Genomic DNA, 26,304 nt, shown 5'->3' on the forward strand with positions numbered 1-26,304 from the left:
CTAATTATTAATCTTTGTACGTATGTCCAGTCCCACCAGAACCTTTTCCTCATTTGAAAGGTCACCTATAATTTTGCGGACCGGTTCAGGCACTTTTTTTACCAGAGTCGGAATGGCAAATATCTGATCACCTTCAGCCAGCTGTGGTTTTTCCAAAAGATCGATCACCTCAATGCTATATTTTCCTTTCAGGTGCTCCTCGCAGAGTTTTTTCAGGTTTTCCAGTGCAACTACCGATTTATTGGTTTTACCGGCCACATATAGCCGGAGTTCATATGCTTTCCCCACTATTTATTTGTTTTTGTTTACGTTTTTTTCTTTCCGACTATCATCTCCCCTGCGCAGATCGGCAATTTTGCTTATCGTTTCGCCCATGATCTGTTTTTTTAAAGCCTCCTCCACATAAACTTTATTGAGTTCCTCTTCTGCTGATTCATATTCTGATCTTAGACTTTCAATCTTTGATTCTAAAATTTTCCGTTTGCGTTCGAGTTCACGGTCCTTACGGCTGACAGCCTGGGCGTGGATGACCTCGCCAGTTTGCTCCATAAGCATCCTTGCCTCCCGCGCCGAGCCGGTTAGCACGCCATCCTCGGTAAGATATACATCCACCAGATCTAATCCCTTATCTGTAATCACAAATTCGCGTATCTGGTTTGAATGTTTCATTCCCCGGGATTTCATGATATACAATCCACGGTTCCGCTCACCGTTGCTTTCGATATCACGGATCAAAAGCCAGGCATCTACAAGCGAAGAAACCCCTTCATCGGTTTGTTCGTTAACTATATTATTAAGGGTGAGGGCCGTAAACATGACGGTAATCTGTTCAGCCTGCAGAAAATCGATCAGGCGTACAAGCATGGTTTTCACGTCGCTAACCGATCCTATTGTGATCAGGTTGGTAATCGGGTCAAGTATAACAACAGATGGCCTAGACTTTTTGATCGCCTTATGGATCGCCACCAGATGCATTTCCAGTCCGTACAAGGTAGGGCGTGAGGCGTAAAACTCAAGCGTTCCTTCCTTAAGGTGTTTTTGAAGATCTATGCCTATAGAACGCATGTTTCTGATGATCTGTTTTGGGGATTCTTCGAAAGCAAAGAAAAGGCATTTCTCTCCCCTCAGGCAGGCCGCATTGGCGAATGTTGCTGCTATGCTGGTCTTGCCCGTACCGGCCGTACCTGAAACCAGAATACTGCTCCCTTTATAAAAGCCAGAATTTCCCAGCATTTTATCCAGCGAAGCAATACCTGAGGGCAAGCTTTTTGTGGAAACCTCATGATTCAGCTGCAGAGAGGTAACAGGAAGCACTGAGATGCCCTCATCGTCGATCAGAAAGGGATATTCATTGGTTCCGTGGACCGATCCACGGTACTTTACAACCCTAAGCCTCCTGGTGGAGATCTGGTTGATAATCCTGTGGTCAAGTAAAATAACACAGTCTGACACGTACTCTTCAAGGCCCTGACGGGTAAGTCCATTTCCTCCTCGCTCACCTGTTATGACCGCCGTAACGCCCTTCGATTTTAGAAACTGAAAAAGTCTCCTGATCTCTGCCCGCAGCACTGCCGTATTATTTAGTCCCGAGAAAAGGTTCTCGATGGTATCAAGTGCTACTCTTTTTGCGCCTATACTGTCAATTGCGTATCCCAGTCGGATAAAAAGTCCCTCCAGATCGTACTCTCCGGTCTCCTCAATTTCTGCACGGTCAATGTGCACGTAATCCAACCTTATCTTTTTATCCTTTTCTAATTGTTCCAGATCAAATCCAAGTGATGCTACATTCGCTTTAAGTTCCTCGGCCTTTTCCTCAAAAGCCATAAATACGCCAGGTTCACCGTAATCCATGGCTCCTTTTACAATGAACTCTATGGAAAAAAGTGTTTTTCCAGAACCGGCCTCACCACAAACAAGTGTAGGTCTTCCCGAGGGCAGCCCGCCTAATGTAATCTCATCAAGTCCGGAAATACCGGTAAGTGTTTTAGGAATTGTACCAGCTGAGCGCGTTTCCTGTTGATTTTTTGATTTAGCCATTTATTTTTTAACGCTTAAATCTATTAGATAATAGTAATATTGATCAATTCTTTTCAAACAAACAGGGAATGTTAAAAAATGTTTGCAATAAGGAAATATATCGCCCACCGAAAATACTTTTTTTAACCTGGGCAACAGCCTTACATCCGTTGCAAGCCAACAAACAAAGAAGAGAAATCTTATACCCGTCCGTTCATCCGACATCACAGGTTATCCTCAGCTATATGGCAGAACATATAAAAAGCGGGCATGCCATACCGCTGCCCGCTTTTAAGGTGTTAGGCATTTCCGCCTGCATTCCCGGCAAGATCTCCCCCTACGTCATCTTCATCATCAATTTCACCGGTAAGCCCCCGTTGAACCTCGTTATCATCGGCTTCTTTTTCTTCGTTGGGACTTATTTGCGACTGTTCATTGCCGTTTTCATCTTCGTTGTCTTCTTCTTTTGGATCGATGTAATTTTTCATAGTATCTGTTTTTATTGTAAAACAGATACTTTATAACTATAGTTTCAAAAAAATTAGCAAAAGCGGCACCACATATGTTTCCTGCTCAATAGCTGGTCGGGATAGGAAGATTCGAACTTCCGACCTCCAGCACCCCATGCTGGCGCGATACCTGGCTACGCTATATCCCGTTTGCTGACTTCCCTTTATGGAACACAAAAATTGATACAAAGATATATCACATTGCACTTTTGAAGGAAAAATTTTTAAAAATTTTGAAGGATTTTTGATTTTTAAACAGAAAAAATGGACAGCGTTTCCCTTAAACTTTTTAACAATGCAGATGTTATATAAAAATGGAAAACATAGAACAACTCATTATATCTGCTGCAAGAAAAGGCGATACCGAGGTTTTAAAAGAATTAATACGCAGAGGAGCGAATATAAATTTTAAGGACGATAAAGGTTATACCGCTTTGATTATTGCCTGCTACAACAACCAGCTGGAAGCGGCAGCATACCTGATTGCTTCGGGAGCAGACTTAAATCTTGGAGATCAGGGAGGCAACACAGCTTTAATGGGTGCAGCATTTAAAGGCTATACCGATATTGCAAAACTATTGATTGAAGGTGGGGCAGACATTAATCTTCAGCATGGAAACGGCGGGACTGCATTGATGTTTGCCGCAATGTTTGGCCGCAATGAGGTTTTAAAACTACTTTTAGACCATGGCGCTGAAACCGGGCTCCTAGATATCAGGGGACAGCATGCATTAGATCTGGCCATTTTGCAGGGGAACGAAGCCGGAGCTGAATTGCTTGAATTATACAGCAAAAATGCTAATCTTGCAAAAGTGCCTTAACCAGCCCTTTCCACTGAGGATATGAAAAACCCAGTTTGGCCGCCATACCCACCATAAAATTCCTTCCCTTATCATAAAGGCTGCCATTGTCCGTATTTGGAACTTCATTTCTAGCATGTTCTTCGGCACTAACAGATCGTCCGCTCTGTGTAACGATAAAGCTTGATGTAGCCTCACTTTTTAAAAAGTGGGCCGTTTCCTTTTTTCGTGACAAGGGGTGTGCGCAAGGCCTTACCCTCATGGATAATGTCTGCTTTTCACCGTCGCTTTCGGTAATAATCTCCTCGATTTGAACCCAATCATAGCCCATTCCAGCCTGGGTTCCAGGACCAGGAATATCGATTCTAATATAATCATTTAACTGCGCCTGCCTTTCTGCGCGGATGCCTTGAGGATCGATTAATTGGAATGCGGATATGCCTGCGTAACGCCCCCATTCATTTACAGACAATAATCTGGTACACGCCCGTTCAAAAACCTGTACCGCTTCTGCAGGGGTGCTACAATCTCTGCGTTCTATCACATCCATTTCGCTACCTGTATATTGGGCAGGTACGGCTTCTAAGTTGTTTTTATTTTCCATAGCGAATAAATTTGGTGAAGGCCAACAGCCTTCACCTGGTTTGTACCTTAAACTATGCTGGTATTTTTCTTTGAACTTCACGGTCCCAAAAGCGGTGCAGGGCAATCATTTCTGCAAAAGTCTTTGTAAGGGCATCAAGATCCTCAGTAATCAAAATACCTTCACTTAATGCAGTACCGTCGGCGTATTCTGCTGGTAGCTTTTTAGCGAAATAAGTAGATTCCAATACCTGGAGCGCCTGTTTGTCGGCAGCAATTGCCTTACAATGTTTGAAAGCCTCATTTAAGAAATGAATGGCATTGGCTTCTCCACTAAGTGCATTAACTGAATTAGCACCCCCAGGCACATATACTGCATCATAAAGAACGGATGCTGCTGTTAAAAGACTTTCATCCACTGCAATATTTTTACCACCTGCAGAAATAATTTCGCCCAACCTTGGCGCTATAATATGTGCCACCGCTCCTTGTGCAACAAGGAAATCTTTAACCTTGCTAAGTGTCTGTTCATTTACTCCATCTGCCGCAAGTATTGCAATTTTTCTTGACCTGATGGTATCTTTGATCGTTGTGGCCATACTTAGCGCTACAGACCTTGCAAGGCTTCCTTTAGGGTTTACAGAAGCATAATCCTTCCTTTTGCCATCAGCTGGCAAGCTATTGTTAAGGTCTGCCAAAGGGATTTTTGGAATCTGCAAACCTAATGCCTGCGCAACTGCCTCAGCCAGGCCCTTATCTATCTGAATTAATACAGCCAGCATACGCTCCCTTACAGGAATGGCCTTTACTTTGCCGAGTTCAAAACTAAGGGCATCGATAAGGTGGTTCTTTTCGGCATTGCTCTGTGAATTGAAGAACAAGCGGGCCTGCGAAAAATGATCAAAAAAACTTCTGCTCCTTGCCCGGATCTTTCTGGCATCAATTGCTTCATTATGACTTACAAAGCCACCTTGTGCAGCCGGTACCTGCCTTGGGTCGTTTGCGGCGAGTCCGTTCGGACCATAACTGGTTTTACCCCTGTTGATTGTTTGGCGCATATGGCCATCGCGTTGGTTATTATGCACGGGAATTACAGGTCTGTTAATCGGGATTTCATGAAAATTTGGTCCTCCCAATCGGATTAGCTGGGTATCGGTATAAGAGAACAATCTGCCCTGCAATAGCGGGTCATTAGTAAAATCGATACCCGGTACTACATGGCCAACATGGAAAGCAACTTGCTCCGTTTCCGCGAAAAAGTTATCGGGATTTCTGTTCAGTGTCATCTTACCAATGCGCTGTACGGGAACAAGTTCTTCAGGAATCAATTTGGTAGGATCCAAAAGATCAAATTCAAACTTAAACTCATCAGCTTCAGGAACGATCTGCACGCCAAGTTCCCATTCTGGAAAAGCGCCGGCCTCAATGGCATCCCAAAGGTCCCTTCTATGAAAATCGGGGTCTTTGCCCGAAATATTCTGTGCCTCATCCCAGGCTACCGAATGAACACCCAAAAGTGGCTTCCAGTGGAATTTCACAAAATTGGCTTCACCGTTGGCATTCACAAATCTAAAAGTATGTACGCCAAAACCCTCCATCATGCGGTAGCTCCTTGGTATGGCACGATCACTCATCAGCCACATAATCATATGCGACGACTCTGGCATTTGAGAAATAAAATCCCAGAAAGTATCGTGAGCCGAAGCGGCCTGTGGCATTTCATTATCAGGCTCTGGTTTTACTGCATGGACAAGATCTGGAAATTTAACCGCATCCTGGATGAAAAACACTGGCATGTTATTGCCCACAAGATCAAAATTCCCTTCCTGGGTATAAAATTTTACAGCAAAACCCCTTACATCACGAGCCAGATCTGTCGATCCCCTGGAGCCTGCTACGGTTGAAAACCTAACAAACACCGGAGTTTCTGCTCCCGGATCGCATAAAAATGCAGCCCTGGTTAAGTTAGACATGTCTTCGTATACCTTAAAAACGCCATGTGCAGCAGAACCTCTGGCATGCACTACCCTTTCGGGTATGCGTTCATGATCGAAATGTGTAATTTTTTCCCGGAGGATAAAATCCTCTAAAAGTGTTGCGCCTCTTTCTCCGGCTTTGAGCGAATTCTGATCATCGTTAATTTTGACCCCATGGTTAGTTGTTAGAAATTCGCCTGTCGAATCTGCAACAAATGATTCCAGTTTGGCCGTCTTACCATTTTCTGGCTGGGCAGGTTTATTTTTTCCTTTTGGTGTTTTCTTGTCCATAGTTTTTTTAGCTTAAGCCTCTTTTTGGGCTGTTAACATTTAATTTTTTTCTGCGATTAATGCATTACTGGTTGAGGGAAAAACTATCGGCCATGTGCCGTCTGCACGGACAAAGTTTATCTTTGCCAATGTATTTTCGTCAACAATCTCTATAATATGGTTCCGCAGTTGAGGAAAAAAGAAACAATAGCGAGCAAAATGAAGACCTGATTTTTCATAAGATATTTTTTACGGCACCGGATGTATTTTCGATAGCATATAGAGAACCTGCAAAAACAATAAATGGTTTTAACAATTTGCTCTAGCCTCTTCCGTATCAACTCGTTGGCCTCAAATCCCGATAAAGAATATCAAAAAACATTTTTTGGGCAGAATGGGTTGTACAATAATGATGAAGGAAAAAAGAACGGTTGTAATTACAGGCGCTTCGAGCGGTGCCGGCAGAGCAATGGCTACAGTATTTGCTCAGAATGGAGATAAATTGGTGATCTCTTCCCGCAGTATGGACGAACTCACATCACTGGCTACAGAATGTGAATTATTCGGTGCAGAAGTGTTAACAGTTGAAGCCGATGTATCCGATTATAAACAGGTCATTAATTTGGCAGCGGCCGCCGATAATTTTGGACCTGGAATAGATATCTGGATAAATAATGCCGGTGTACTTGCTATCGGCGAATTTGATGTTACACCAATGGAAGTTTCGGAGCAGGTGCTGCGCACCAATCTGCTTGGCTACATGAACGGAGCCCATGCTGTACTCCCGTATTTTAAAAAACATGGATCAGGTATCATCATCAACAATATCTCTATTGGTGGCTTTCTTCCTGTACCTTACGGTGTGGCCTATTCTGCAAGCAAATTTGGTTTGAAGGGTTTTAGTGCAGCCCTTAAAACAGAATTATCCAGGTACCCCAATATTTATATCTGTGATGCCTTTCCGGCATTTTTAGATACACCAGGGATCCAGCATGCGGCAAATTATACCAGAAAAAGTTTAAAACCTGCACCTCCGGTATACGATCCGATGCGTGTTGCGCTAAGCATACTTAAACTTTCTAAGCAACCGAAACCACAAACGATGATTGGAAGTACTTCGATACTGCTCCGCCTATCTTATGCCATTTTTCCGGCAATTACAAGGGGTATAGCCGGAGCCGTGATACGTAGTTACTTAAAAAGTGCACCTGACATCGAAAAAACAAATGGCAATATTTTCTCTCCGCTTCCTTTTGGTAATGCCATACATGGCGGTTGGGGAATGCCTGGAAAACCTAAGGCGCACCGTAAATACCTGGCCGGCGGACTACTTCTCTTTGCGGGCGCAGTGCTTTTAACAGCCAAAAGTTTATCACAACTACCTAAGGGATAACCAGGTGCTTTACAATTTAGCGGCCGTAAAGTTCGGTTTCTGATTTCAACCAGTTTATCGTTTTTTCGGTAATAAATCCTTCATCTACCCGCCATGCCCAGTTACCCGATGCTTTACCCGGCGTATTCATCTTAGCGGCATCACCCAACTGCATAATATCCTGCATGGGAATTATTGCAATTTCTGCAATTGAAGAATAGCAAAGCCTGATCATGGCCATATTAACATTCGTTTCATCAACCCTGGCACCAACATAGTTCGATAGCCGTTTTCGAAGCGCTTCATCTGTTTCATTTTTAAACCATCCCAAAGTTGTATTGTTGTCGTGCGTTCCGGTATAGACAATAAAATTCACTGAATCAAAATTGTGTGGAATATGGGGAGAAACGGCCAGGTCTTCGCCAAAGGCAAACTGTATTACTTTCATGCCGCGCAAGCCGAACTGTTTTCTTAAATGGACTACATCTTCGGTAATTTCGCCAAGATCTTCGGCAATAAAAGGAAGTTCGCCGAATTTTCCTTTCATAGATTTAAAAAATTTAGCGCCGGGCCCAGGTTGCCAGGTACCATTTACCGCATCATCAAGATCAGCTGCAACCTGCCAATAACTCGCAAAAGCCCTGAAATGATCCAGACGTACAAGGTCGTATATTTTACTGCTTTTTTTGAGCCGGTTCTTCCACCATTTAAATCCCTCATGCTCCATCCGCTCCCAATTGTATATCGGCATTCCCCACAACTGCCCTTTTTCATTAAAATAATCTGGAGGTACCGCCGCAACAACGGTTCTGTTTCCGTTTTTATCAAGGAGAAAATTTTGAGGTTCTGCCCATACTTCAACCGCATCGTAATCCAGATAAAATGGAAGATCGCCGATCAATCCTATTCCCTTTTTATTTGCGTAGGCCTTTAATTTGTACCATTGACGGTAAAAAATAAACTGGCTCCATTTTATTTCCTCAAGCTCGGCAAGGTAGTTTTTTTCATATTCAGCAATTGCCTTTTTATTTTTAGACTTAAACTTTTCTGGCCAGTTAAACCACTCACTATTTTTATAAGACTGTTTTAAATGGGTATAAATAGAAAAATCAGTGAGCCAGCGCTCTTCAGCCTTACAAAACGCGTTGTAGCTTGCAATCAGTTTTTTGTTGCCCATACTTTTAAAGCGCTGATAGGCCTTACTTAAAACACGCTCTTTCATTTCTGCTGTTTTTTCAAAATCAACTTGTGCTGTTATTGGTAATAGGAAAGCATCAAGGTCGCTTTTATTCAAAAGCCCATCTTCGAACAAAAATTCCGGACTAATGAGCATGGTATTTCCGGCCATAGCAGAACTGCTGGAATAAGGGGAATACCCGTTCTCCTTTTTTACCGGATTGAGGGGCAGAATCTGCCAATAGCTTTGCCGCGAAGCATAAAGAAAATCTACAAATTTATATGCGCTGGGGCCCAAATCGCCGATACCAAAACTGGATGGTAAGGAACTGATGTGCATCAACACCCCGGCAGAACGTCCATTTTTTTTAGGGGTTAACCTGATTACCGCCAATTGAACTTCGTTGAACAACTGGCTGATGCGTATACCCCTCTGTAACGGGTCCTTAGCCCCTTTTTTCCCCGTAAGTAGATTTTCCCATGTTAAGAGTGCCTCCTGCGGTAAAATAACAGCAGTATCTTCCCAATCGAAATCGCTAATTGGTACATTCTGAATTTTACAGCATTTGGCAAAACCCAGGGGAACAACCGTTATTATCCAGTGGTGTTTGTACCTCCTTGCAAAAGCACAGATATGGTTACTATACTTACCTTCAACCGTTAAGGGTATATAGGTACCAAGTTCGAAAACATCTGCTTCGGATTTTCTGATCAATAGCAAAGTTTTGGTTAACCACATTTTCAACTTTCCAGAAAACCTGTCTTCCCAAAGTTTTTTATAGTCAGCAGGTGTTTCTAGATCCTCCATCATTTTGAATCTGCTGTTATAATCAACAGGTCTTCTATTATCAGGATCAACAAGGCTTAAATCCCATAATTCGGTTCCCTGATAAATATCCGGCACACCAGGACAGGTAAATTTTAAAGTGAGCTGCGCTAAACTATTGATTATTGCAAAATCTGAAATTCGCTTCAAAAAGTCTTTGATCAATTTTCCGCTTTCCATCCTTTCATTTAAAATAACCCGCGAAAACTTATTCAGTTTATGCTCGTAAACCTCATCCGGACTTGCCCAGTCTGACCGTTTTTTGGATTCCCGCAACGCTTTTACAATAAACTGTGCTAAACGGTTATCAATATCATGCTCATCATCTTCTAAAAAAGGAAAGGCCCCAATAATGGTCTGCAGGAGCAGATAAACATCATTGTCGTGTAACTGTTTATAAGCTGGCACCTTATGCTGTAAACTGCTAAAAATACGCTTAAGCTGTTCAACCAGCAGGCTCCACTCCTCAGGAAGATCGCTAAGCACATTCAATCTGGCCCTTACATCCTCCCCTTTTTTGGTATCGTGGGTAGCACTCGCATTTATACTTAGTGGCCATTGCTGCTGGCGATTCTGCATTTCATTATGAAACCGATCAAGCGGTATCCCGAATGCATCCGGAGCATCTCCAACTTCACTGTGACCTACAAAACGGTTGTAGGTAAACATCAGCGTATCTTCAACCCCCTTTGCCATTAACGGACCGGTAAACTGCATACAGCGTTGAAAAAACTGACCAACTTTTTGGCTATACGCAGGATCTGCATTTCGGGGCTTTTCTAAAAATATGGTAGATAACAATTCACCTGCTTTACCCAGTTTTTTATCACCGACGAGGGGCATTAGCAGGCTGCTGATTTTCTTTTCATCGATTTCTGAAAGTGGGAAACTATAATTGTAATACCGATATACAGGCATGCGGATAAGGAACCAGCCAAGCGCCTTTTTTAGTTCTGCGTTTTCTATAGAAGAAAAACCAGGCGGTTTAAGTGGCAAGAGCATTTCAAATAGGTTATCCAATTCGCCCTGCATGTGTTTAAACAATATATTATGTTTTTTTTCATAGATCAGCTGAGATGGATCGAGTTTTTTTCCGGTTACCCGCTTATATAGGCTGGTAAAAGGTTTCTCGGCCTGCCTATTGGTAAAAAGATTGTTTACCATTGCCATAAAATCATAACCGGTATTTCCCTGTACCTTCCAGTCCAGCGGCATCCGCTCTCCCTGTTCCAGAATTTTTTCCACTACAATATAAATTTCCTTTCCAACTGACTTCCGGAGGTTTTGTAAATAGCCTTTAGGGTCATAAAGCCCATCTACATGGTCGATTCTCAATCCCTGAAAAACCCCTTTATCAATCAGTTCGAAAATATAGCGGTGATAAATATCGAATGTTTCCTGATGTTGCATGTTCAGGCAGATCAGACTATTGACTGTAAAAAACCTTCGGTAGTTGATTTTATGATCGGTTTCCTGCCAATTACACAAGCGGTAATGCTGATCGTTGACAATCTGTTTTAAAACAGCTGTATTGCTGTTAACTTTCCTAAAATCGAGTAATGCCAGCATTTTATGCGTATCAGCATTAACGGGCCAATTGGTTTCACCATAACACAGATAATATTCGCCTTTAACTTTCTTGAGCTGTATTGTCTCCTGCTTTATAGCTTCATCAAGCGCCTCACCTAAAAAAGGAACCATTAATCGTCCATCGTCCTTTTCCAGATCAATATCAAAAAATCGGGCAAAATCTGAGGAATTGCCTTTTTGAAGCACATCCATTAACCAGGTATTACCGGGATGAAAGGCCATGTGGTTGGGAACAATATCCTGAAGCCACCCAATCCTTGCATCTTTTAGTTTTTTAGACACATTTAACAACTCTGCCTCGGTACCGATCTCAGGATTTATCTTTAATGGATTTATCACATCATAACCGTGCATACTGCCCGGAACGGCTTCAAAAATAGGCGATGCGTACAATGTACTTATTCCCAATTCGGTTAGGTATGGGATAATACGATCAAGCGATTTAAGGTTAAAATCTTTGTGGAACTGAATGCGGTAAGTGGCGCTAGGTTTATACATCTTTTTTAGAAAGAATAAGAATTGATTCGGGAAATAGGGTAATTTGTTGACCAGGAGGTAAGCTGTTTATTTCTTCGTGTGGTTCATTCCAAACCAATGAGGAAGAGTTAAGCAACACGGCCCAATCTTGAATGGTTTCACCTGTCGAAAGGTTTTGCTTTTGATCTGAAAAGTTAAACAGCACCAGTATTTTTTGTGTACCCTTCCATCGGCTTAACATTAAACATTTTTTTTCTGGGTAAGCCACTGCCTTAACGTTCTTTCGATCTAAATCTGCAAGCACCTCATTTTGCTTTCGGAGTGCAATCAATGTTTTGTAATAAAACAACATTTTAAGGTTTAACGGCACTTGCAGTTTTCGCCAATCCAGTTTTGAATGCTGAAAAGTTGATTCGCTTTGTGGGTCGGGCACGGCTTCATCTCCATGAAAAGCCGAAAACTCCGCTTTTCTGCCTTCTCTAACGGCTTCGACCAGATGGTGATCACTGTGACTTACAAAAAACTGGAAAGGATTTGTTTCCGCCCATTCCTCGCCCATAAATATCAGGGGTAAAAAAGGGCTGCAAAAAACGGCAGCAGCCATCACTTTTAACATTTCAAAGCTCAGCAATGCAGCAGTCCGTTCGCCTAGCATGCGATTACCGACCTGATCATGATTTTGTGAAAAAACAACAAATTTATTACCTGAAACATCGCCTATGGGCTCGCCGAACTTTTTCTGCCTATGGGGTGAATATTGTCCATCGTACACATAAGCGCTGTTAAAAGATTTAGCCAGATCATCCACGCCGTTAAAATCTGAATAATAACCTTTTTGTTCCTGACCTGCGCAAACCCTCAACGCATGATGAAATTCATCTATCCATTGGGCATCCATACCATAGCCATACTCTTTTTGCGGCCTGATAAAACGGCCATCGTTCAGGTCAAGTTCAACAATTAGTTCATAAGTTCTGCCGGTTACCTGAGCAAGTTTTTCGGTATGTGATTTAATCTCTGCCAGAATATGAACAGGGCTAAAATCTTTAATTGCGTGTACCGCATCTAGCCTAAGGGCATCGATGTGAAAATCCCTGAACCACATTAGTGCATTTTCGATAAAGAAATCCCTTACCGCATCGCAGCCTGCATCATCAAAGTTAATGGCCTGCCCCCAGGGCGTATGGTATTTATCAGTAAAGTACGGGCCGAAATCTGCAAAATAATTCCCTTCTGGCCCTACGTGGTTATAAACCACATCCAAGATTACGGCCAACCCCTTCGCATGGCAGATATTAACGAGTTGTTGTAATGCCAAAGGACCACCATAGGTATTTTGTACGGCAAAAGGAAATACACCATCATAACCCCAATTCCTGCCGCCCGAAAATTGTGCAACGGGCATAATCTCGATGGCGGTAATGCCGAGTTCAACAAGGTAATCGAGTTTTTTTTCGATGGCGGCAAAATCTCCTTCAGGTGTGAAAGTTCCGGTATGGAGTTCGTAAATGATGAAATCTTTCAGTGCAATTCCCTGCCAATTGTTATCCGTCCAAGGGAAACTTTTCAGATCAAAAGCTGTTGATACCCCCTGCGGTCCTTCGGCCAGGAGTAACGAGGCTGGATCTGAACGCACAAATTCCTTCCCGTCTTTACGGGTGCTGATTTTAAAGCTATAAGTTTCCAGTGGCTTTATTTGATCGGTTTGTAAATACCAATATCCATACTCCTCATTAAATAGATCAATAACCGCAGCGCTTTCTGTTATTAAAACAGCAACTTGTTCTGCAAGCGGTGCCCAAACCCTTATTTCTGCCTGTCCGCTTTCGTTAAAATTTAATCCAATACTTCTTTTTTGTATATCTATTCCCATTAAAGCCCTTTTTTAGGAGAACAAAAAAAAACAGGCCAAAGTTTTGACGGATATTTATTAAAATATGCTGGAATTTGCATAGGCCTAAAGCAAGCTCTTATGGCGTATTGCTAGGCTTATCATCTACTGGCTCCTGCATTTTACCCATTTGTTCAGCTAATTTGCCATCAGGGGTAATATTGCCCATGGCTACCTGCAGTTTGTTTTTAAATCCTGATACGACCATGTCTTTTCCGTCCATCATCGCTTCATAACCATCTTTAGCTACCGCTGCAGGATCAGCTAATTCGCCTTCCTGTACTATTTTTGAATCCATCATATCAGCTTTTCTAAAAAAGTCGGTATCTGTGGGGCCAGGTAGTAGAGAGGTTATCGTAACTGGCGAATCTTTTATTTCTGCACGCACCGCTTCGTTAAAAGAGTGCACAAATGCTTTTGTGCCATGGTAAACAGCCTGATAAGGCCCGGGCAATTTTCCTGCAACCGATGCAACATTCAAGATCTTCCCTGCTCCCCGTTTTACCATCTCTTTTAAATATAATTTGGTTAAGGTTACCAAAGAAGCAATGTTCAACTGGATAATTTTTAGTTCTTTACTTAGGTCGGTATCTATAAATTTGCCATAAACTTCTTGTCCGGCGTCGTTTACCAATACATCGATCTGCACATTTTTTGCACGTATGTTTTCATATAGGTCAAAAGCCGCGTCCCGTTCAGACAGGTCGGCGGTCATGGTGATTACCTCAACTCCTTCCGCTTCAAAAATGGCTGCTGCACGTTGTAACCTTGCCTCTTCCCGGCCAACAATAATGAGGTTAAAACCATCTTTTGCAAAAAGTTTGGCCAGTTCATAACCAATTCCACTGCTTGCACCTGTAATCAATGCAAAATGTTTTCTATTTTCCATGTTGTCGTATTTACTGTTTTAAAAAAATTAATCCTGATGAGGCGTTCCGCTATCTTCAGCGCGGTCTGTATCCGAATCCGATTTCGCTGCCTGTTTTGATAATTCCTTAGCAGAAGCCTCATCCTGATAAGCACTATCCGCATCACTTGCCTCAATCTGCGAATGAGGTACAATACCAACCTTATTTTCACTGTCCTGCTGATCTGTTTTTTTGTTTTCCATAGTTTTAAGTTTAAACCTTCGAATTATTTTCTGCAAGAAGCACGACCTTCGTTTTAAAACTTGTGCTTCATTAAATAAACAAGGTAAAACTGCTACAGGTTTGATTTATTTAACAGTTAAGGTATGTGGTTACAATACTGCTTAACATCCGATTAAATGTTTCTAAGCAGGCACAGTATTATCATATTTTGAGCACCTTAAAAAAGGGATGGCCTGGGGATTTATGTCCCAAAGGACAGCAAGAGAAAACAAAAAAGAAAACCATCTGAAATCTTCGCCTGTTTATATAAAAAAACAAACCCTTAGACTAATACTAAAGAATATGACAAACAAGCAAAACTTTTTTGAACGTATATCTGACAAGATTACCTATTGGACCGGAAGTGCAAGCGCCTTTACCATAGCTGTTGGCATTATTCTAATTTGGGGCATTAGCGGCCCTATTTTCGACTATTCGGATACCTGGCAACTGGTCATTAATACCGGAACAACAATTATTACTTTTTTAATGGTATTTCTGATCCAAAAAACCCAGAATAAAGACTCAAAGGCCATACAGTTAAAACTTAATGAGTTATTGGCGGCCAGCAGACATGCCAGTAACCGCATGGTCGATATTGAAGACCTCTCGGAGGCAGAACTTGATGTATTGCATAAATACTATGCGAAACTTTCCGATATGGCAGAAAAAGGAGAAGATATCCACCATTCCCATTCAATTGATTCTGCAAAAAAACTTTCAGAAGAAAAATTAACAGGTACGCCCAGGCTAGCTAAAAATAAAAAAAATGGTAAACCTTAGCCATTTTTCCATATGTAATGATCTGAATTAACAATCGGGATGGGATTAAAAGCTCAGCTTTTCTCAATAATAAGGGGCTAAAAGTTTGGTACGGCGCTTTGCAGGCCAAAAAAGGTAAGTGTTAACTCACATAGCAAGGGCTTATACTTTCGGAAGTTCAATATAAAACTTTGTTCCCTTGTTTTCTTCACTATCAAACCAGATTTTCCCTTTGTGCCATTCAACAATAGTTTTGATAATTGACATGCCAAGGCCTGTAGACTGTTCGCCGTTTAAACCGTTCCTGCGGGCATTGGTAAATTTCTCAAAAAGTGTAGCGTGATATTCTTTCGGAATTCCGATTCCGTTGTCAGCAACTGTAATTAGAATTTGTTTTTTGCTCTCTGTGAGATAGACGTCTATGTTTCCGTTTTTCGGGGTAAATTTAAGTGAATTGGAAATCAGGTTATTGATCACCTGCATAAATTTATCTTCATCAATTTCGGCAAAAATACGCTCTTTACTTGAACGGCAGGAAAAAGTAATCTGTAAACCGTCCTGCATATCGAAATATTCCTGGCCAGCCAGGGAGATCTTGCTCACCAATTCTACTCTTTTTTTAACCAGTTGTACACCTGCTGTCTCAAGAAACTCCTGGTTCAGAAAGTCGCGAATTAATTTGAGGCTTTTTTAGTAATCCTGTCAATCAACGCGATGTAACGGTCAATGGAAGGATCTTCAAATCTTCTGGCACCCTTTGCCAGCAGGTCCGAAATATTGCCAATGGCACCTATAGGCCCGGCCAAATCATGTGCGAGAATATTAAGTATGGCATTTTTTTTACTATTGTGGTTATTGAGTACTTCGGCAATTTTCTTGTAATTGGTAACATCTTCAGCAATCCCAATCAAAAGATGTTGCCCGTTTTCACTGAGTAAATAAGGCGTTGTGCTCAACCAGCGCTCGTTATCAGAACGCTGTATCCTGCATTCAACATCGGTTACCGTATTCCCATCTGTACATTCTCTTAACTTGAAAAGTACATAACGCCGGTCTTCGGGATGTACCATATGCAATAAAAGCCTCGAACGTATGTCTATAGACGCTAAACCGAAGAAGGTCATGCAAGATGGGTTCATGTAGATAAATCTATCCTCGTTTAAATCGAATATAAAGAAAAGCCGGGGCGAACGCTCAGAAAGATATACAAGAAGATTTGAGATTTCCATTAAATTGATGAAACGTTATAATCCCATGGGGCGCTCCATTTACAATTTAATTATTTTTTTTAAGGTCTAAGTGTTAGGTGTATAATCGCAAATTATAGAAAAACAAAAAATGCCCACTATTGGCCAAATAACGCATAAAATGTGGTTTGCAACATTGTTTTTTCGCGTACTTAGCCCCTAAAAACAGGGATAAAATACAAAATCATAGCATACCTCAATAGGTAGCGAACTACGTAAGATACCGCAAAAACTACCCCTTTTTAGCTAAAAGCTATTAAAATAACCTTAAAAGCCGTAATTTAACCTTAAATCACAGCTATATGGAAAAGCACCCTTAAAATGCATTTAGACAAACCAGCGTTGCTGAACAACAACATTTAATTCCTGCGCTAAAGATCAGGGCCGGCAGTTTTTTTTGGATTTCATATTAAAATAAAACAATCATGTCAAAAATTCTTGTATTAGACGATGATCAGAGTAATGCCGATGTTATCCAAATGATATTGGAAGATCAGGCATTTATAGTTGTGAGTATTAACCATAGTGATGAGCTGCTGAGCACCATCAAAAATTTTCAGCCGGATTTGATCGTGATGGATATCCTGTTAGATAAAGGCGACGGTAGGGAGTTATGTAATGCCATAAAACGTAATATTGAAACCAGAAATATCCCCATTTTGTTAATAACGGCAATGCTTGAAGCGCAGGCCGAAAAGATTCCAAATATGGCTGATGGAATCATCTTTAAGCCATTCGACTATGTTAAACTTCACCGCAAGGTACGTCGGTTAATACATTGATTAAGACCAACGATAAAAATCATGTACAATAGCATAAAAGACAAGATTGGATAAATAGCTATTGATTAACGCAGCCGGATCTGTTACAGGTAATCCGGTCTATCAATTACATACTCCGATAGAGTGGTCGTCTTTCCCGCGCAGGCCTATTATATGGACACATCTCTGTTTATTTACATTTGTTTTTAGCGTCGTTGCCTAGGTCGATCGTCATGCTGTCCCGAATGTTCGGGATCAGCATCTTTCCTGTAATTAACAGCGTCATGTTCCGAAAAATCGTCAGATGGAAAATAAATGTTTATTTTTCCGCTCTATGCCGCGCTGGCATGGTACTTTGGAGCGCCAAAGTACCCAAAGCGCTTTGTCAATCCAGCAATGGGCCTTTCACACAACCCTACACACATCAAAAAAACAGCGGCACTTCGTTTTGTGTTCAATACTTTTTTAAAACTTTAAATTAGTGTTTATGAACACAAAACCACTACGTTTTAGGTTTGGCAATGCTATTTGTTCTATTCTGCACCTGTTTTTTTTATTTCTCCGGCCCTTGGGATTGACTGCGTTCTTCGGTAAAACCTGTGTATGATTAAAGCTGGTTAGCATAACGCCTAAAAACCCATGCATCAAAGATGTGTCCACACGATAGACGCAAGCGGGAACCACACAGTACTCAGCAAAGCTAATCTTAAAGCGCTTGCATTACGATTATTCATAGGCTTTCTTCTCTTCAAAGGCATTCATGAGCACTGCGTGGTTCCCAATCGGGTTGGGAATGACGAAACGCCAAACCCTATCATCAGCCCTCCGATGTATTTCAAAAATTCTAACTTCCATCAATGACAGATACTAAAAATCGGCGTCATCTCGACTGGAGCAACGCGGAGTGGAGAGATCTTTAACTATGTTTAAAAGATCTCTCCACTGCGGTCGAGATGACGATTTATCTCAACCCCTCATCCGTGTTTACCTGTTTGCATCTGTGGTTAAAAGCGCTTAACTTAACGACATTGACGGAGACATGAACGGGCAGCGGCTCAAGTTATAAAGAGGAAAACCTGATGTAATAATTTCAAAAAAACCAAACCAACTAAAATCTGATCTGGTTATATATGAAGCAATTAAAACTTCATTATGGATAAGAAAAATAAAATCACCCGACGGGAGGCTATTGGCAGCCTCGGTATCGGACTGGCTGGTGTGGCCATATCTCCAAATTTAAATGCTGCGACTTTGATTCAGCAAAATGATGGCCCGAACAATGCTTTGGAAGATCCCACAACAAAATACCCACGCCCTCCTTTTAACCACCAAAACCAGCCCTGGCCGGCACTGGCCAGTAAAATGGTACCAAGGCCCGATCACGGCGAAAGCAGTTACAAAGGTTCAGGCAGGCTAGCTGGCAGAAAGGCTCTCATCACCGGTGGCGATTCGGGCATGGGTAGAGCGGCCGCAATTGCTTATGCCAGAGAAGGTGCCGATGTTGCTATAAACTATCTCCCACAAGAGGAACCTGATGCAAAAGAAGTAATTGAACTGATTAAAAAAGCTGGTCGTAAAGCTGTAGCCATTCCTGGTGATATCAGAAACGAAGCATTTTGTTCTAAACTGGTAGATACCGCTGTAAGCCAGCTTGGCGGCCTTGATATCCTCATTAGCAACGCTGCAAGGCAGCAAAGTACCCCATCACTGGCAGACTTAACCAGCGAACAGTTTGACTGGACGATCAAAACAAATATATACGCGCCATTTTGGATTATCAAAGCAGCATTGCCACATTTAAAACCGGGCTCATCAATCATTGGTACTACCTCTGTTCAGGCAACCGACCCCTCTCCTGATCTTTTTGATTACGCACAGACAAAGGCTGCTACTACAAATTTTGTGAAATCACTTGCCAAACAACTGGGTCCGAAGGGAATAAGGGTAAATGGAGTAGCACCCGGCCCCATTTGGACACCGTTACAGATGGGAGGAGGATCAACGCCCGAAAAACTTAAAGAATTTGGTAAAGATACACCTATGGGCAGGCCAGGCCAGCCAGCCGAACTGGCTTCCATTTATGTCCAGCTTGCCGCAAATGATGCCAGTTTTTCAACCGACCAGATTTATGGTGCTGCAGGCGGAAACGGACAACCTTAAAAAGGCAGGTTTATGAAACCGCTGGAAAAGCTGATCAAAAAGGATGAAAATCTGAATTTTCCAAAAGACGGATCGAGCAAACAGAATGGGTAATCGTTAACTGTGCCAGAAGCAGTATTAATAAGAATTGAAAAAGTAGATCATCGTTTAGCCAACCCCGTATTTCCCGCAAATCAATTACGCAAAATACGGATCTGACAACATCTTTAATACTATAAATCAGGTAGTTACCTCTGTACGATAATATCTAATTTTAATCTCAGTTCTCATATAACTGAGGTTATGCCCAAAAAGATTATCCTTATAGAAGATGACCCATCCAATCTTGATGCCTTAACGCTTGCCCTAACCTGCAACCATTATCAGGTCTTTGGTTTTTTAAATGGCCGGCAGATGATAGAAAACATCAGATCCATCATACCCGATATGATTATCATAGATATCATGCTCGGGTATGAAGACGGAAAAAAGTTATGCAGCATGATCAGGGAAACACCTGATATCAGCCATTTGCCTGTAATCCTTACCTCTGCCAACGGCAATATATCAGTAATAAGGGATTGTCAGGCAGATGCTTTTATTGAGAAACCGTTTGATATAAATGAAATGTATCGGCTAATCGAATCTCATATGCTGATCATGTAAGGGCAGAACAGGTATTCACGCTTCGCATACTTTCCAAAATCATCACATTCAACTGGCTAATAACAGGGTACTTTCCACTACCTGTGGTTTATACCCTCAAATTCAGGGCAGCCTAAAACCGCAGTGCCAAATGGTATATCCTTTGATGGATTTTATACACCTAAAAACATATACCTATGACACAGTACGAATTCTCACAAAACATCAGCCTCTATTCAGGGGCACTGCGCTCACACGCTTTGAAATTTACTAACGATCTTGATGATGCAAATGATCTGTTGCAGGATACTTTGGTAAAGGCTACACGTTTTGCTTCAAAATTTGATCAGGGTACCAATATAAAGGGTTGGCTATTTGTAATTATGCGCAATACCTTTATAAACACTTATCGCAAGCACCAAAGGCACCGCGACCATGTTGTACAGGTTGAAGAAATTTCATCGGTGCAGCTCGGTGGTAGTGCAACTTTAAACCAGGCGGAGAGCAAGTTTGCAATGGAAGACATTAAAAACGCTTTAAAAAGGTTACCCAAGGCCTATTCAGTACCCTTTATCAGATATTTTGAAGGTTATAAATACCAGGAAATCGCACTTGAGCTAGACATACCCGTTGGCACGGTAAAAACCCATATACACCAAGCCAGGCAACTGTTAAAAAAACAGCTCAAACAGTATAAAAAATAATTAACCAACGAGGCTGTATCGCAATGGCAACTTTCACCTCAAATGCTGTCATATTGTCCAAAGGACTCTTACGGAGCTTATCAAGATAATTTACAGGTCTTTCGACAAGCTACCATTTACAGATTCTAAACGAAAGGTCGTCATTGCGAGGAGGAACGACGAAGCAATCTTTCCTGCTAGTGATCTTTGCTATAAAGATTGCTTCGTCGGCTGAAAAAGCCTTCTCGCAATGACGATTTAACACGACCTAAAATGCGCTAAAAACCCTCATACCATTTATGTTGAATTTTATGCGATAAATTAGGCCTCAATATGACAATTATATTTATGATGCAACTGTTCCAAACACTGCACACCGTATTTCTCCGGCTTCCTGCGATTAATACCCAATTTTAAACAAATAATACCCAAAATCCCATCGGGTATAGGAGATAAATGGCAAGCGCTCTACAACAACACGCAACAACTTAAATATCAAATAATTAACACAAAAACAATTCGATTAGCACTAAAAATCCTTAAAAAAACATCTCTATTGATCCCCCAAATTTGAAAACAGAAAAATAGATCCCCTATCTATTCTTTCATTTTCAGCAAGATCGGCATTTTAGATAATTCTAAGTTTTGTAAATCGTTTTAGGCTAAACTTTACAATTTTAGGCACAAACATGTGCAGGTTTTGACTGGCCCGAAATTTCGCTTATATTTATCCTTTAATCATCCTATGGGAGCTACACATGGACTTTCCAGCGTTTGATCTGACCCATAAACCCGGTGGCAAATAAAAATGCGGCATCAGGGCAGTATAGCAAGTATCCGTGTTCCCCTTATCCATTTCACAATGATAATTGAGATGCGAAAAAAATAAAAGAAATGCAAGAAAACCAAGATGGTGCTCAGTCACATCATCCAGCAGAGCTGAACAGGGAAACGCCTCAGCAGGCTGCTTCCTTCCCAATTATAGGTATGGGTGGAGCCAGCGGATCATTACCTGCCTATCAAAAATTCTTTACCCATATGCCTGTCAATGCCGGCATGGCTTTCGTAATTATTGTCCACCAGGATAAAGCCGAAGAACTGGATTATTCCGTCCTGCTCAAGGAATCGACCAGTATGCCGGTATTGACAGCAAAAGATGGTTTGGAAGTACGCGAAAACCACGTTTACATTATTCCTCCTGGCACTGATATGGGTATTCATAACGGCCATCTTTTACTTTTTAGCGCCTCGCGGCCAAAAGGCGCACACATGCCTATTGATTATTTTTTCCAGAGTTTAGCTGAAGATCAATGGAACAAGGCTGTTGCCATCATCTTTTCTGGTTTAGGAGCCGATGGAGAAACAGGTTTGAGAATGATCAAAGAAAAGCTCGGTATGGGTATGGTACAAGAGCCGGATACAGCCGAATTTTCGAGCATGCCTTATGCTGCGATTAAAACACACATGGCCGATTATGTTCTTCCCCCGGAAGAAATGCCCTTAAAACTGATTCAGTACCTTAATCATCCGGTCCTTGTAGGTGAAGCAAACGAAGAATTAACCTCACCCCTTACCAATAAGGTACACATACAAAAAATACTGATGTTATTGCGTTCGCAAACCGGACATGATTTCACTTTATATAAAAAAAATACCATTTCACGCCGCATAGAACGCAGAATAGCCTTTCATCAGCTGCCAGATTATGAAAGCTATGTAAATTATTTAAGGGAAAATCCTGCAGAAATCGATACCCTGTTCAACGAACTTTTAATCGGGGTAACAAAATTCTTCAGAGACCGCCATGCCTTTGATAGTCTGAAAGAACATGTTTACCGTTTGCTTGAACAAAAAAGCCCGGAAGAGCCGATCAGGATCTGGATTGCAGGATGCTCAACAGGTGAAGAGGCCTACTCTATTGCCATTATCATTACCGAGTTTTTAGACAACCTTAAGTCGAAGCGGAAGCCCAAAGCGCAGATTTTCGCTACCGACCTCGATCCAAATGCGATAGACCATGCACGCGCAGGCTTTTATTTTTCAAATATCGTTGCAGAATTGTCTGCACAGCAGCTTGAGAGATTCTTTGTTAAAAAACCGAACGGCTATACTGTAAAAAAGGAAATCAGAGAGATGATTGTTTTTGCACAACACAACCTGATCAAAGATGCCCCTTTTACGAGGCTCGATCTGCTATGTTGCCGTAATGTGATGATTTACCTTACTACAGAGCTGCAGAAAAAGATTATTCCGGTTTTTCATTACTCTTTGCAGCCAAACGGTCTCCTTTTTCTCGGGCCTGCCGAATCTGTGGGTGCTTTTAACGATATTTTTAACAGTATAGATTCGAAATGGAAGATTTTTGAACGTAAAGAAGGTGTAAGCGCCATTGGAAAAATATTGGATTTTCCTTTCCACATCGCCAATCAGGATAAGCTGGGCAAAATAGACAACACTACCAAAGCATCGGCCAAAAATCCAATTGCCGAAAACTTCAATAAGGTTCTGCTCGAAAATTATACCCCGGCTTCTTTATTATTAAATGATAAGGGCGAAATCCTCTATATCAACGGCAAAACAAACCGGTTTATCCAGCTTAATCCCGGCGAGGCGGTAATGAATATCCATAGAATGGTAAGGGAAGAACTCAAATACGTACTGGGAAATGCCATTCACCTGTGCCTGACCAACCATACAAAGGTTGAGATAAACGATATCCGGATCAAAGAAAACAACCGTACTTACCTGATGGGCTTTTCTGTAGACTACCTTAATGAGCCTGCGCTTCAAGGTCTTTTACTGGTTAATTTTTATGAAAAGGGGCTGGTTAGAAAATCTACGGCACGAAAATCTAAATCTGCATCCAATATCAGTGAAGGAGCGGTAGAAGAACTTGAAAAAGAACTTACCTATACCAAACAGCAACTGCATACCACCATTGAGCAGATGGAAACCTCGCTGGAAGAACTAAAATCGACCAATGAAGAACTACAGAGCACCAATGAGGAACTGCAGAGCACCAATGAAGAAGCATTAACCACCAAAGAGGAAATGCAATCACTCAATGAAGAGCTGATGACGATTAACCTCCAATACCAAAACAAGGCAGAAGAACTCACCCAGCTGAACAATGATATGAAAAACCTGCTGGACAATACCGAGATCGGCACCATATTTCTCGATAACCAGCTTAACATTTTACGTTTTACCCCTCAGGTAACCAGGCTGTTCAATGTAATTACCTCCGATATTGGCCGTTCCATTACCCATATTGTTTCAAATTTCGAATATCCTTCTATTGAACAGACCATTAATGAAGTAATTACAACCTTATCGGGTAAAGAACTTGAAATCAAAACCAAAAAAGGCGAATGGTATAACCTACGCATTATGCCCTACCGTACAATGGATAATTTCATCAATGGTGCTGTACTTACGTTTACTAAAATTACACCGATAAAATCGATGAATGCGAGGATGCTGGGCTTATTGCAATATGCGCAATCTACTGCCGACTTACATCCTCAGGCTACTGTTGTATTGGATGCTGACCGAAAGGTATTGGTGTGCAATGAGAAGTTCCAGAACATGTTCCGTATACAAGAATATGAAATAAGAGAACTTTCTTTCACAGAAATTGTTATTAATAAGTGGCAGATGGATCTTCTCTCTGACAAGCTCTCCGATTCATCCCCGGCAAGTGAAGAAATATATGTACAGCACCATTTTAACGGACTGGGCCTAAAACACTTGGAAATTAAAATAGAAAGAATCATGGAAAAAGGAACAGGGAGTACTTTAATCATGATACTGAGTTTTAAGGAAAAATAAAAAAATGTGAGCAAAACATCAAAAGAAGTTATTCTTTCGGCACTCAGGGCTAAGGCAGAAGAACTCCTGGCCGAAAGGGATTTTGCTGGACAAAGAATACCTCCAGACAGCGAAATGGCTGTTTTAATTAACGAATTGGAAATCCACGAAATTGAAGTGGATATGCAAAACGATGAACTCCGTGAATCGTACAGGGCAATCGATATGGAGCGCTCAAGGTTCACCGGTTTTTTCGATGCTGCACCCATTGGTTATTTTATTCTCGATGCGTTGGGCACGGTTAGCGAGGTGAATAATACAGGCATAAACCTGCTCCACACACACAGAGATGCAATTTTAGGCAAACATTTCTCTTTCTGGATTTTACCTGAAGTAAAGGAACATTTTTATGCTTTTATTTTAGGACTGGACAATTTAGATAAAACCAGGAGTTATGAAACACTCATCCGGCTTTCGGATGGAAAGATAATGCAAGCACAGTTGGGAGGAATAGCCATGAAAAACCCGCAAACCGATGCAGCTGAGTATTACATTACCTTAACAGATATTACAGAATCAAAAAATGCTGCACAGGTACTTAAAGAAACTACCGAACGGCTCAACCAGACGTTAAAAGCCTCTTTTACGGGCACATGGAGCATATGGCCCGATAAAAAAAAGGTATATTTTGATGAATTTAGTAAAAACATCCTTGCACTTAATGCCAATGATTTCGATGATACTTTAGATGGTTTACTTAAGCTGGTGATCAGTGAAGACCGTGAAAAAATAAGAGCAGTATGCGAAAAAAGCAACACGCTGAGAGAAATAGACATGGAGTTCCGTTTAAAATCAGACCAAGGGCTGCCAAAAACAATTCTGGCTAAAGGAAGAGAAATTTCAAAACCTGGCGAAGAATGTTATTTTACCGGGATTTTATTCGATATTTCTGAACGTAAACGTGCGCACGAAATTGAAGAGGCGAATAAACGGGCTCAACAGCGTTTGTTAACACAGGCCGTGCTTGATGCACAGGAAAAAGAGCGAAGTAAAATCAGTGCGGCCCTTCACAATAGTATCTGTCAGCTGTTATATGGCATCAGGTTCAACATCAACCACCTTAAAAAAGCAGATGAAGCTCAACTTAAGGCAGAAATGGGAAATGTGACCAAACTGCTCGATCAGGCCATACGCGAAATCAGGGATATCTCTTACGAACTTACCCCTTCTGTACTTAAAGATTTCGGATTTACAGCCGGCATAAAAGAGATGAGCCAACGCCTGAGCAATAGCGTTTTTAAAATCAACAACCAGATACACCGGAATGCCGATAAGTTGCCGGGCGAAGTACAGTTATATGCTTTTCGCATCATCCAGGAACTGATCAACAACAGTATCAAGTATTCGGGTGCTACACAGGCCTCCATATCGGTATGTACCGAAAATGGAAAGGTAAACATTACGGTATGCGATAACGGAAAAGGGATTGATCTGAAAAACGAAAAACACTTACGCACGGGTTCTGGATTAAGGGGAATTAAAAACAGGGTAGCCATGTTAAATGGTACATTTAGTGCCTATAACAACAATGGCGCATGTTTTAGCATCTCTTTCGATCCAGCGGAATTTAAAGAAGAGTGAT

General features: G+C 41.5%; 20 protein-coding genes and 1 tRNA gene. 9 read left to right on the top strand and 12 right to left on the bottom strand.

Annotated elements, in window-relative coordinates:
- The 4 genes from kaiB to LQ201_RS20440 all read right to left on the bottom strand — a co-directional run bounded on the left by kaiB (position 1) and on the right by LQ201_RS20440 (position 2,674).
- On the bottom strand, positions 1-288 hold the full coding sequence (gene kaiB, locus LQ201_RS20425; RefSeq protein WP_230145335.1) for a circadian clock protein KaiB: 288 nt from the start codon (positions 286-288) through the stop codon (positions 1-3).
- Positions 289-291: 3 nt separating this feature from the next.
- Positions 292-2,037: a circadian clock protein KaiC gene (kaiC, locus tag LQ201_RS20430; RefSeq protein ID WP_230145334.1), complete on the bottom strand. Its 1,746-nt coding sequence runs from the start codon at positions 2,035-2,037 to the stop codon at positions 292-294.
- A gap of 278 nt (positions 2,038-2,315) precedes the next feature.
- Positions 2,316-2,504: a hypothetical protein gene (locus LQ201_RS20435; RefSeq protein ID WP_230145333.1), complete on the bottom strand. Its 189-nt coding sequence runs from the start codon at positions 2,502-2,504 to the stop codon at positions 2,316-2,318.
- A gap of 93 nt (positions 2,505-2,597) precedes the next feature.
- Positions 2,598-2,674, bottom strand: a tRNA-Pro gene (locus LQ201_RS20440).
- A gap of 165 nt (positions 2,675-2,839) precedes the next feature.
- Here LQ201_RS20440 and LQ201_RS20445 point away from each other — a divergent pair.
- Positions 2,840-3,346: an ankyrin repeat domain-containing protein gene (locus LQ201_RS20445; RefSeq protein ID WP_230145332.1), complete on the top strand. Its 507-nt coding sequence runs from the start codon at positions 2,840-2,842 to the stop codon at positions 3,344-3,346.
- Here the strand turns inward: LQ201_RS20445 and LQ201_RS20450 are convergent.
- Positions 3,324-3,929: a hypothetical protein gene (locus LQ201_RS20450; RefSeq protein ID WP_230145331.1), complete on the bottom strand. Its 606-nt coding sequence runs from the start codon at positions 3,927-3,929 to the stop codon at positions 3,324-3,326. The two genes, LQ201_RS20445 and LQ201_RS20450, sit on opposite strands and share 23 nt — an antisense overlap.
- 52 nt (positions 3,930-3,981) lie before the next feature.
- Complete coding sequence (locus LQ201_RS20455) at positions 3,982-6,174, bottom strand: catalase (protein WP_230145330.1); 2,193 nt, start codon at positions 6,172-6,174, stop codon at positions 3,982-3,984.
- A gap of 388 nt (positions 6,175-6,562) precedes the next feature.
- Between LQ201_RS20455 and LQ201_RS20460 the strand changes: the two genes are divergently transcribed.
- Positions 6,563-7,546, top strand: coding sequence for an SDR family oxidoreductase (locus tag LQ201_RS20460; protein WP_230145329.1), 984 nt, complete (start codon positions 6,563-6,565; stop codon positions 7,544-7,546).
- A gap of 16 nt (positions 7,547-7,562) precedes the next feature.
- Here the strand turns inward: LQ201_RS20460 and treY are convergent, their stop codons facing one another.
- The 4 genes from treY to LQ201_RS20480 all read right to left on the bottom strand — a co-directional run bounded on the left by treY (position 7,563) and on the right by LQ201_RS20480 (position 14,596).
- Positions 7,563-11,615: a malto-oligosyltrehalose synthase gene (gene treY, locus LQ201_RS20465; protein ID WP_230145328.1), complete on the bottom strand. Its 4,053-nt coding sequence runs from the start codon at positions 11,613-11,615 to the stop codon at positions 7,563-7,565.
- Complete coding sequence (gene treZ, locus LQ201_RS20470) at positions 11,608-13,467, bottom strand: malto-oligosyltrehalose trehalohydrolase (protein WP_230145327.1); 1,860 nt, start codon at positions 13,465-13,467, stop codon at positions 11,608-11,610. Before treZ ends, treY begins: the two co-directional genes overlap by 8 nt.
- A gap of 97 nt (positions 13,468-13,564) precedes the next feature.
- On the bottom strand, positions 13,565-14,374 hold the full coding sequence (locus tag LQ201_RS20475) for an SDR family oxidoreductase (RefSeq protein WP_230145326.1): 810 nt from the start codon (positions 14,372-14,374) through the stop codon (positions 13,565-13,567).
- A 27-nt stretch (positions 14,375-14,401) separates the two neighbouring features.
- Positions 14,402-14,596, bottom strand: a complete 195-nt coding sequence (locus LQ201_RS20480) for a hypothetical protein (protein WP_230145325.1) — start codon at positions 14,594-14,596, stop codon at positions 14,402-14,404.
- Positions 14,597-14,918: 322 nt separating this feature from the next.
- On the opposite strand from LQ201_RS20480, the gene LQ201_RS20485 reads away from it, so the two are divergent.
- Entirely contained in the window at positions 14,919-15,398 is a 480-nt protein-coding gene (locus tag LQ201_RS20485) for a low affinity iron permease family protein (RefSeq protein ID WP_230145324.1), read from the top strand.
- 141 nt (positions 15,399-15,539) lie between these two features.
- Here the strand turns inward: LQ201_RS20485 and LQ201_RS20490 are convergent, their stop codons facing one another.
- Together LQ201_RS20490 and LQ201_RS20495 are read right to left on the bottom strand one after the other, a co-directional pair.
- Positions 15,540-15,980, bottom strand: a complete 441-nt coding sequence (locus tag LQ201_RS20490; protein ID WP_230145323.1) for a sensor histidine kinase KdpD — start codon at positions 15,978-15,980, stop codon at positions 15,540-15,542.
- A gap of 71 nt (positions 15,981-16,051) precedes the next feature.
- Complete coding sequence (locus LQ201_RS20495) at positions 16,052-16,606, bottom strand: PAS domain S-box protein (protein WP_230145322.1); 555 nt, start codon at positions 16,604-16,606, stop codon at positions 16,052-16,054.
- Positions 16,607-17,049: 443 nt separating this feature from the next.
- Here LQ201_RS20495 and LQ201_RS20500 point away from each other — a divergent pair, with 443 nt between their 5' ends.
- From LQ201_RS20500 to LQ201_RS20525, 6 genes are all read left to right on the top strand, one after another.
- Positions 17,050-17,406 (top strand): PleD family two-component system response regulator, encoded by a 357-nt coding sequence (locus LQ201_RS20500; protein WP_230145321.1) that lies wholly within the window; start codon positions 17,050-17,052, stop codon positions 17,404-17,406.
- Between the two features lie 1,131 nt (positions 17,407-18,537).
- Positions 18,538-19,545: an SDR family oxidoreductase gene (locus tag LQ201_RS20505; RefSeq protein ID WP_230145320.1), complete on the top strand. Its 1,008-nt coding sequence runs from the start codon at positions 18,538-18,540 to the stop codon at positions 19,543-19,545.
- A gap of 282 nt (positions 19,546-19,827) precedes the next feature.
- Complete coding sequence (locus tag LQ201_RS20510) at positions 19,828-20,190, top strand: response regulator (RefSeq protein ID WP_230145319.1); 363 nt, start codon at positions 19,828-19,830, stop codon at positions 20,188-20,190.
- Between the two features lie 176 nt (positions 20,191-20,366).
- Entirely contained in the window at positions 20,367-20,873 is a 507-nt protein-coding gene (locus LQ201_RS20515) for an RNA polymerase sigma factor (RefSeq protein ID WP_230145318.1), read from the top strand.
- 873 nt (positions 20,874-21,746) lie between these two features.
- Positions 21,747-24,683 (top strand): CheR family methyltransferase, encoded by a 2,937-nt coding sequence (locus LQ201_RS20520; protein WP_230145317.1) that lies wholly within the window; start codon positions 21,747-21,749, stop codon positions 24,681-24,683.
- 6 nt (positions 24,684-24,689) lie between these two features.
- Positions 24,690-26,303, top strand: a complete 1,614-nt coding sequence (locus LQ201_RS20525) for a PAS domain S-box protein (protein WP_230145316.1) — start codon at positions 24,690-24,692, stop codon at positions 26,301-26,303.
- Position 26,304 lies beyond the last annotated feature (1 nt).

Source organism: Pedobacter sp. Bi126, from assembly GCF_918698245.1.
Taxonomy (GTDB): Bacteria; Bacteroidota; Bacteroidia; order Sphingobacteriales; family Sphingobacteriaceae; genus Pedobacter.

Coding starts and splice junctions, on each gene's coding strand:
- kaiC (WP_230145334.1), bottom strand. CDS start 2,037: ATGGCTAAATCAAAAAATCAACAGGAAACGCGCTCAGCTGGTACAATT.
- LQ201_RS20475 (WP_230145326.1), bottom strand. CDS start 14,374: ATGGAAAATAGAAAACATTTTGCATTGATTACAGGTGCAAGCAGTGGA.
- LQ201_RS20450 (WP_230145331.1), bottom strand. CDS start 3,929: ATGGAAAATAAAAACAACTTAGAAGCCGTACCTGCCCAATATACAGGT.
- LQ201_RS20460 (WP_230145329.1), top strand. CDS start 6,563: ATGATGAAGGAAAAAAGAACGGTTGTAATTACAGGCGCTTCGAGCGGT.
- LQ201_RS20455 (WP_230145330.1), bottom strand. CDS start 6,174: ATGGACAAGAAAACACCAAAAGGAAAAAATAAACCTGCCCAGCCAGAA.
- LQ201_RS20435 (WP_230145333.1), bottom strand. CDS start 2,504: ATGAAAAATTACATCGATCCAAAAGAAGAAGACAACGAAGATGAAAAC.
- LQ201_RS20445 (WP_230145332.1), top strand. CDS start 2,840: ATGGAAAACATAGAACAACTCATTATATCTGCTGCAAGAAAAGGCGAT.
- LQ201_RS20520 (WP_230145317.1), top strand. CDS start 21,747: ATGCAAGAAAACCAAGATGGTGCTCAGTCACATCATCCAGCAGAGCTG.
- LQ201_RS20515 (WP_230145318.1), top strand. CDS start 20,367: ATGACACAGTACGAATTCTCACAAAACATCAGCCTCTATTCAGGGGCA.
- LQ201_RS20495 (WP_230145322.1), bottom strand. CDS start 16,606: ATGGAAATCTCAAATCTTCTTGTATATCTTTCTGAGCGTTCGCCCCGG.
- LQ201_RS20505 (WP_230145320.1), top strand. CDS start 18,538: ATGGATAAGAAAAATAAAATCACCCGACGGGAGGCTATTGGCAGCCTC.
- treZ (WP_230145327.1), bottom strand. CDS start 13,467: ATGGGAATAGATATACAAAAAAGAAGTATTGGATTAAATTTTAACGAA.
- LQ201_RS20480 (WP_230145325.1), bottom strand. CDS start 14,596: ATGGAAAACAAAAAAACAGATCAGCAGGACAGTGAAAATAAGGTTGGT.
- LQ201_RS20510 (WP_230145319.1), top strand. CDS start 19,828: ATGCCCAAAAAGATTATCCTTATAGAAGATGACCCATCCAATCTTGAT.
- LQ201_RS20500 (WP_230145321.1), top strand. CDS start 17,050: ATGTCAAAAATTCTTGTATTAGACGATGATCAGAGTAATGCCGATGTT.
- LQ201_RS20485 (WP_230145324.1), top strand. CDS start 14,919: ATGACAAACAAGCAAAACTTTTTTGAACGTATATCTGACAAGATTACC.
- treY (WP_230145328.1), bottom strand. CDS start 11,615: ATGTATAAACCTAGCGCCACTTACCGCATTCAGTTCCACAAAGATTTT.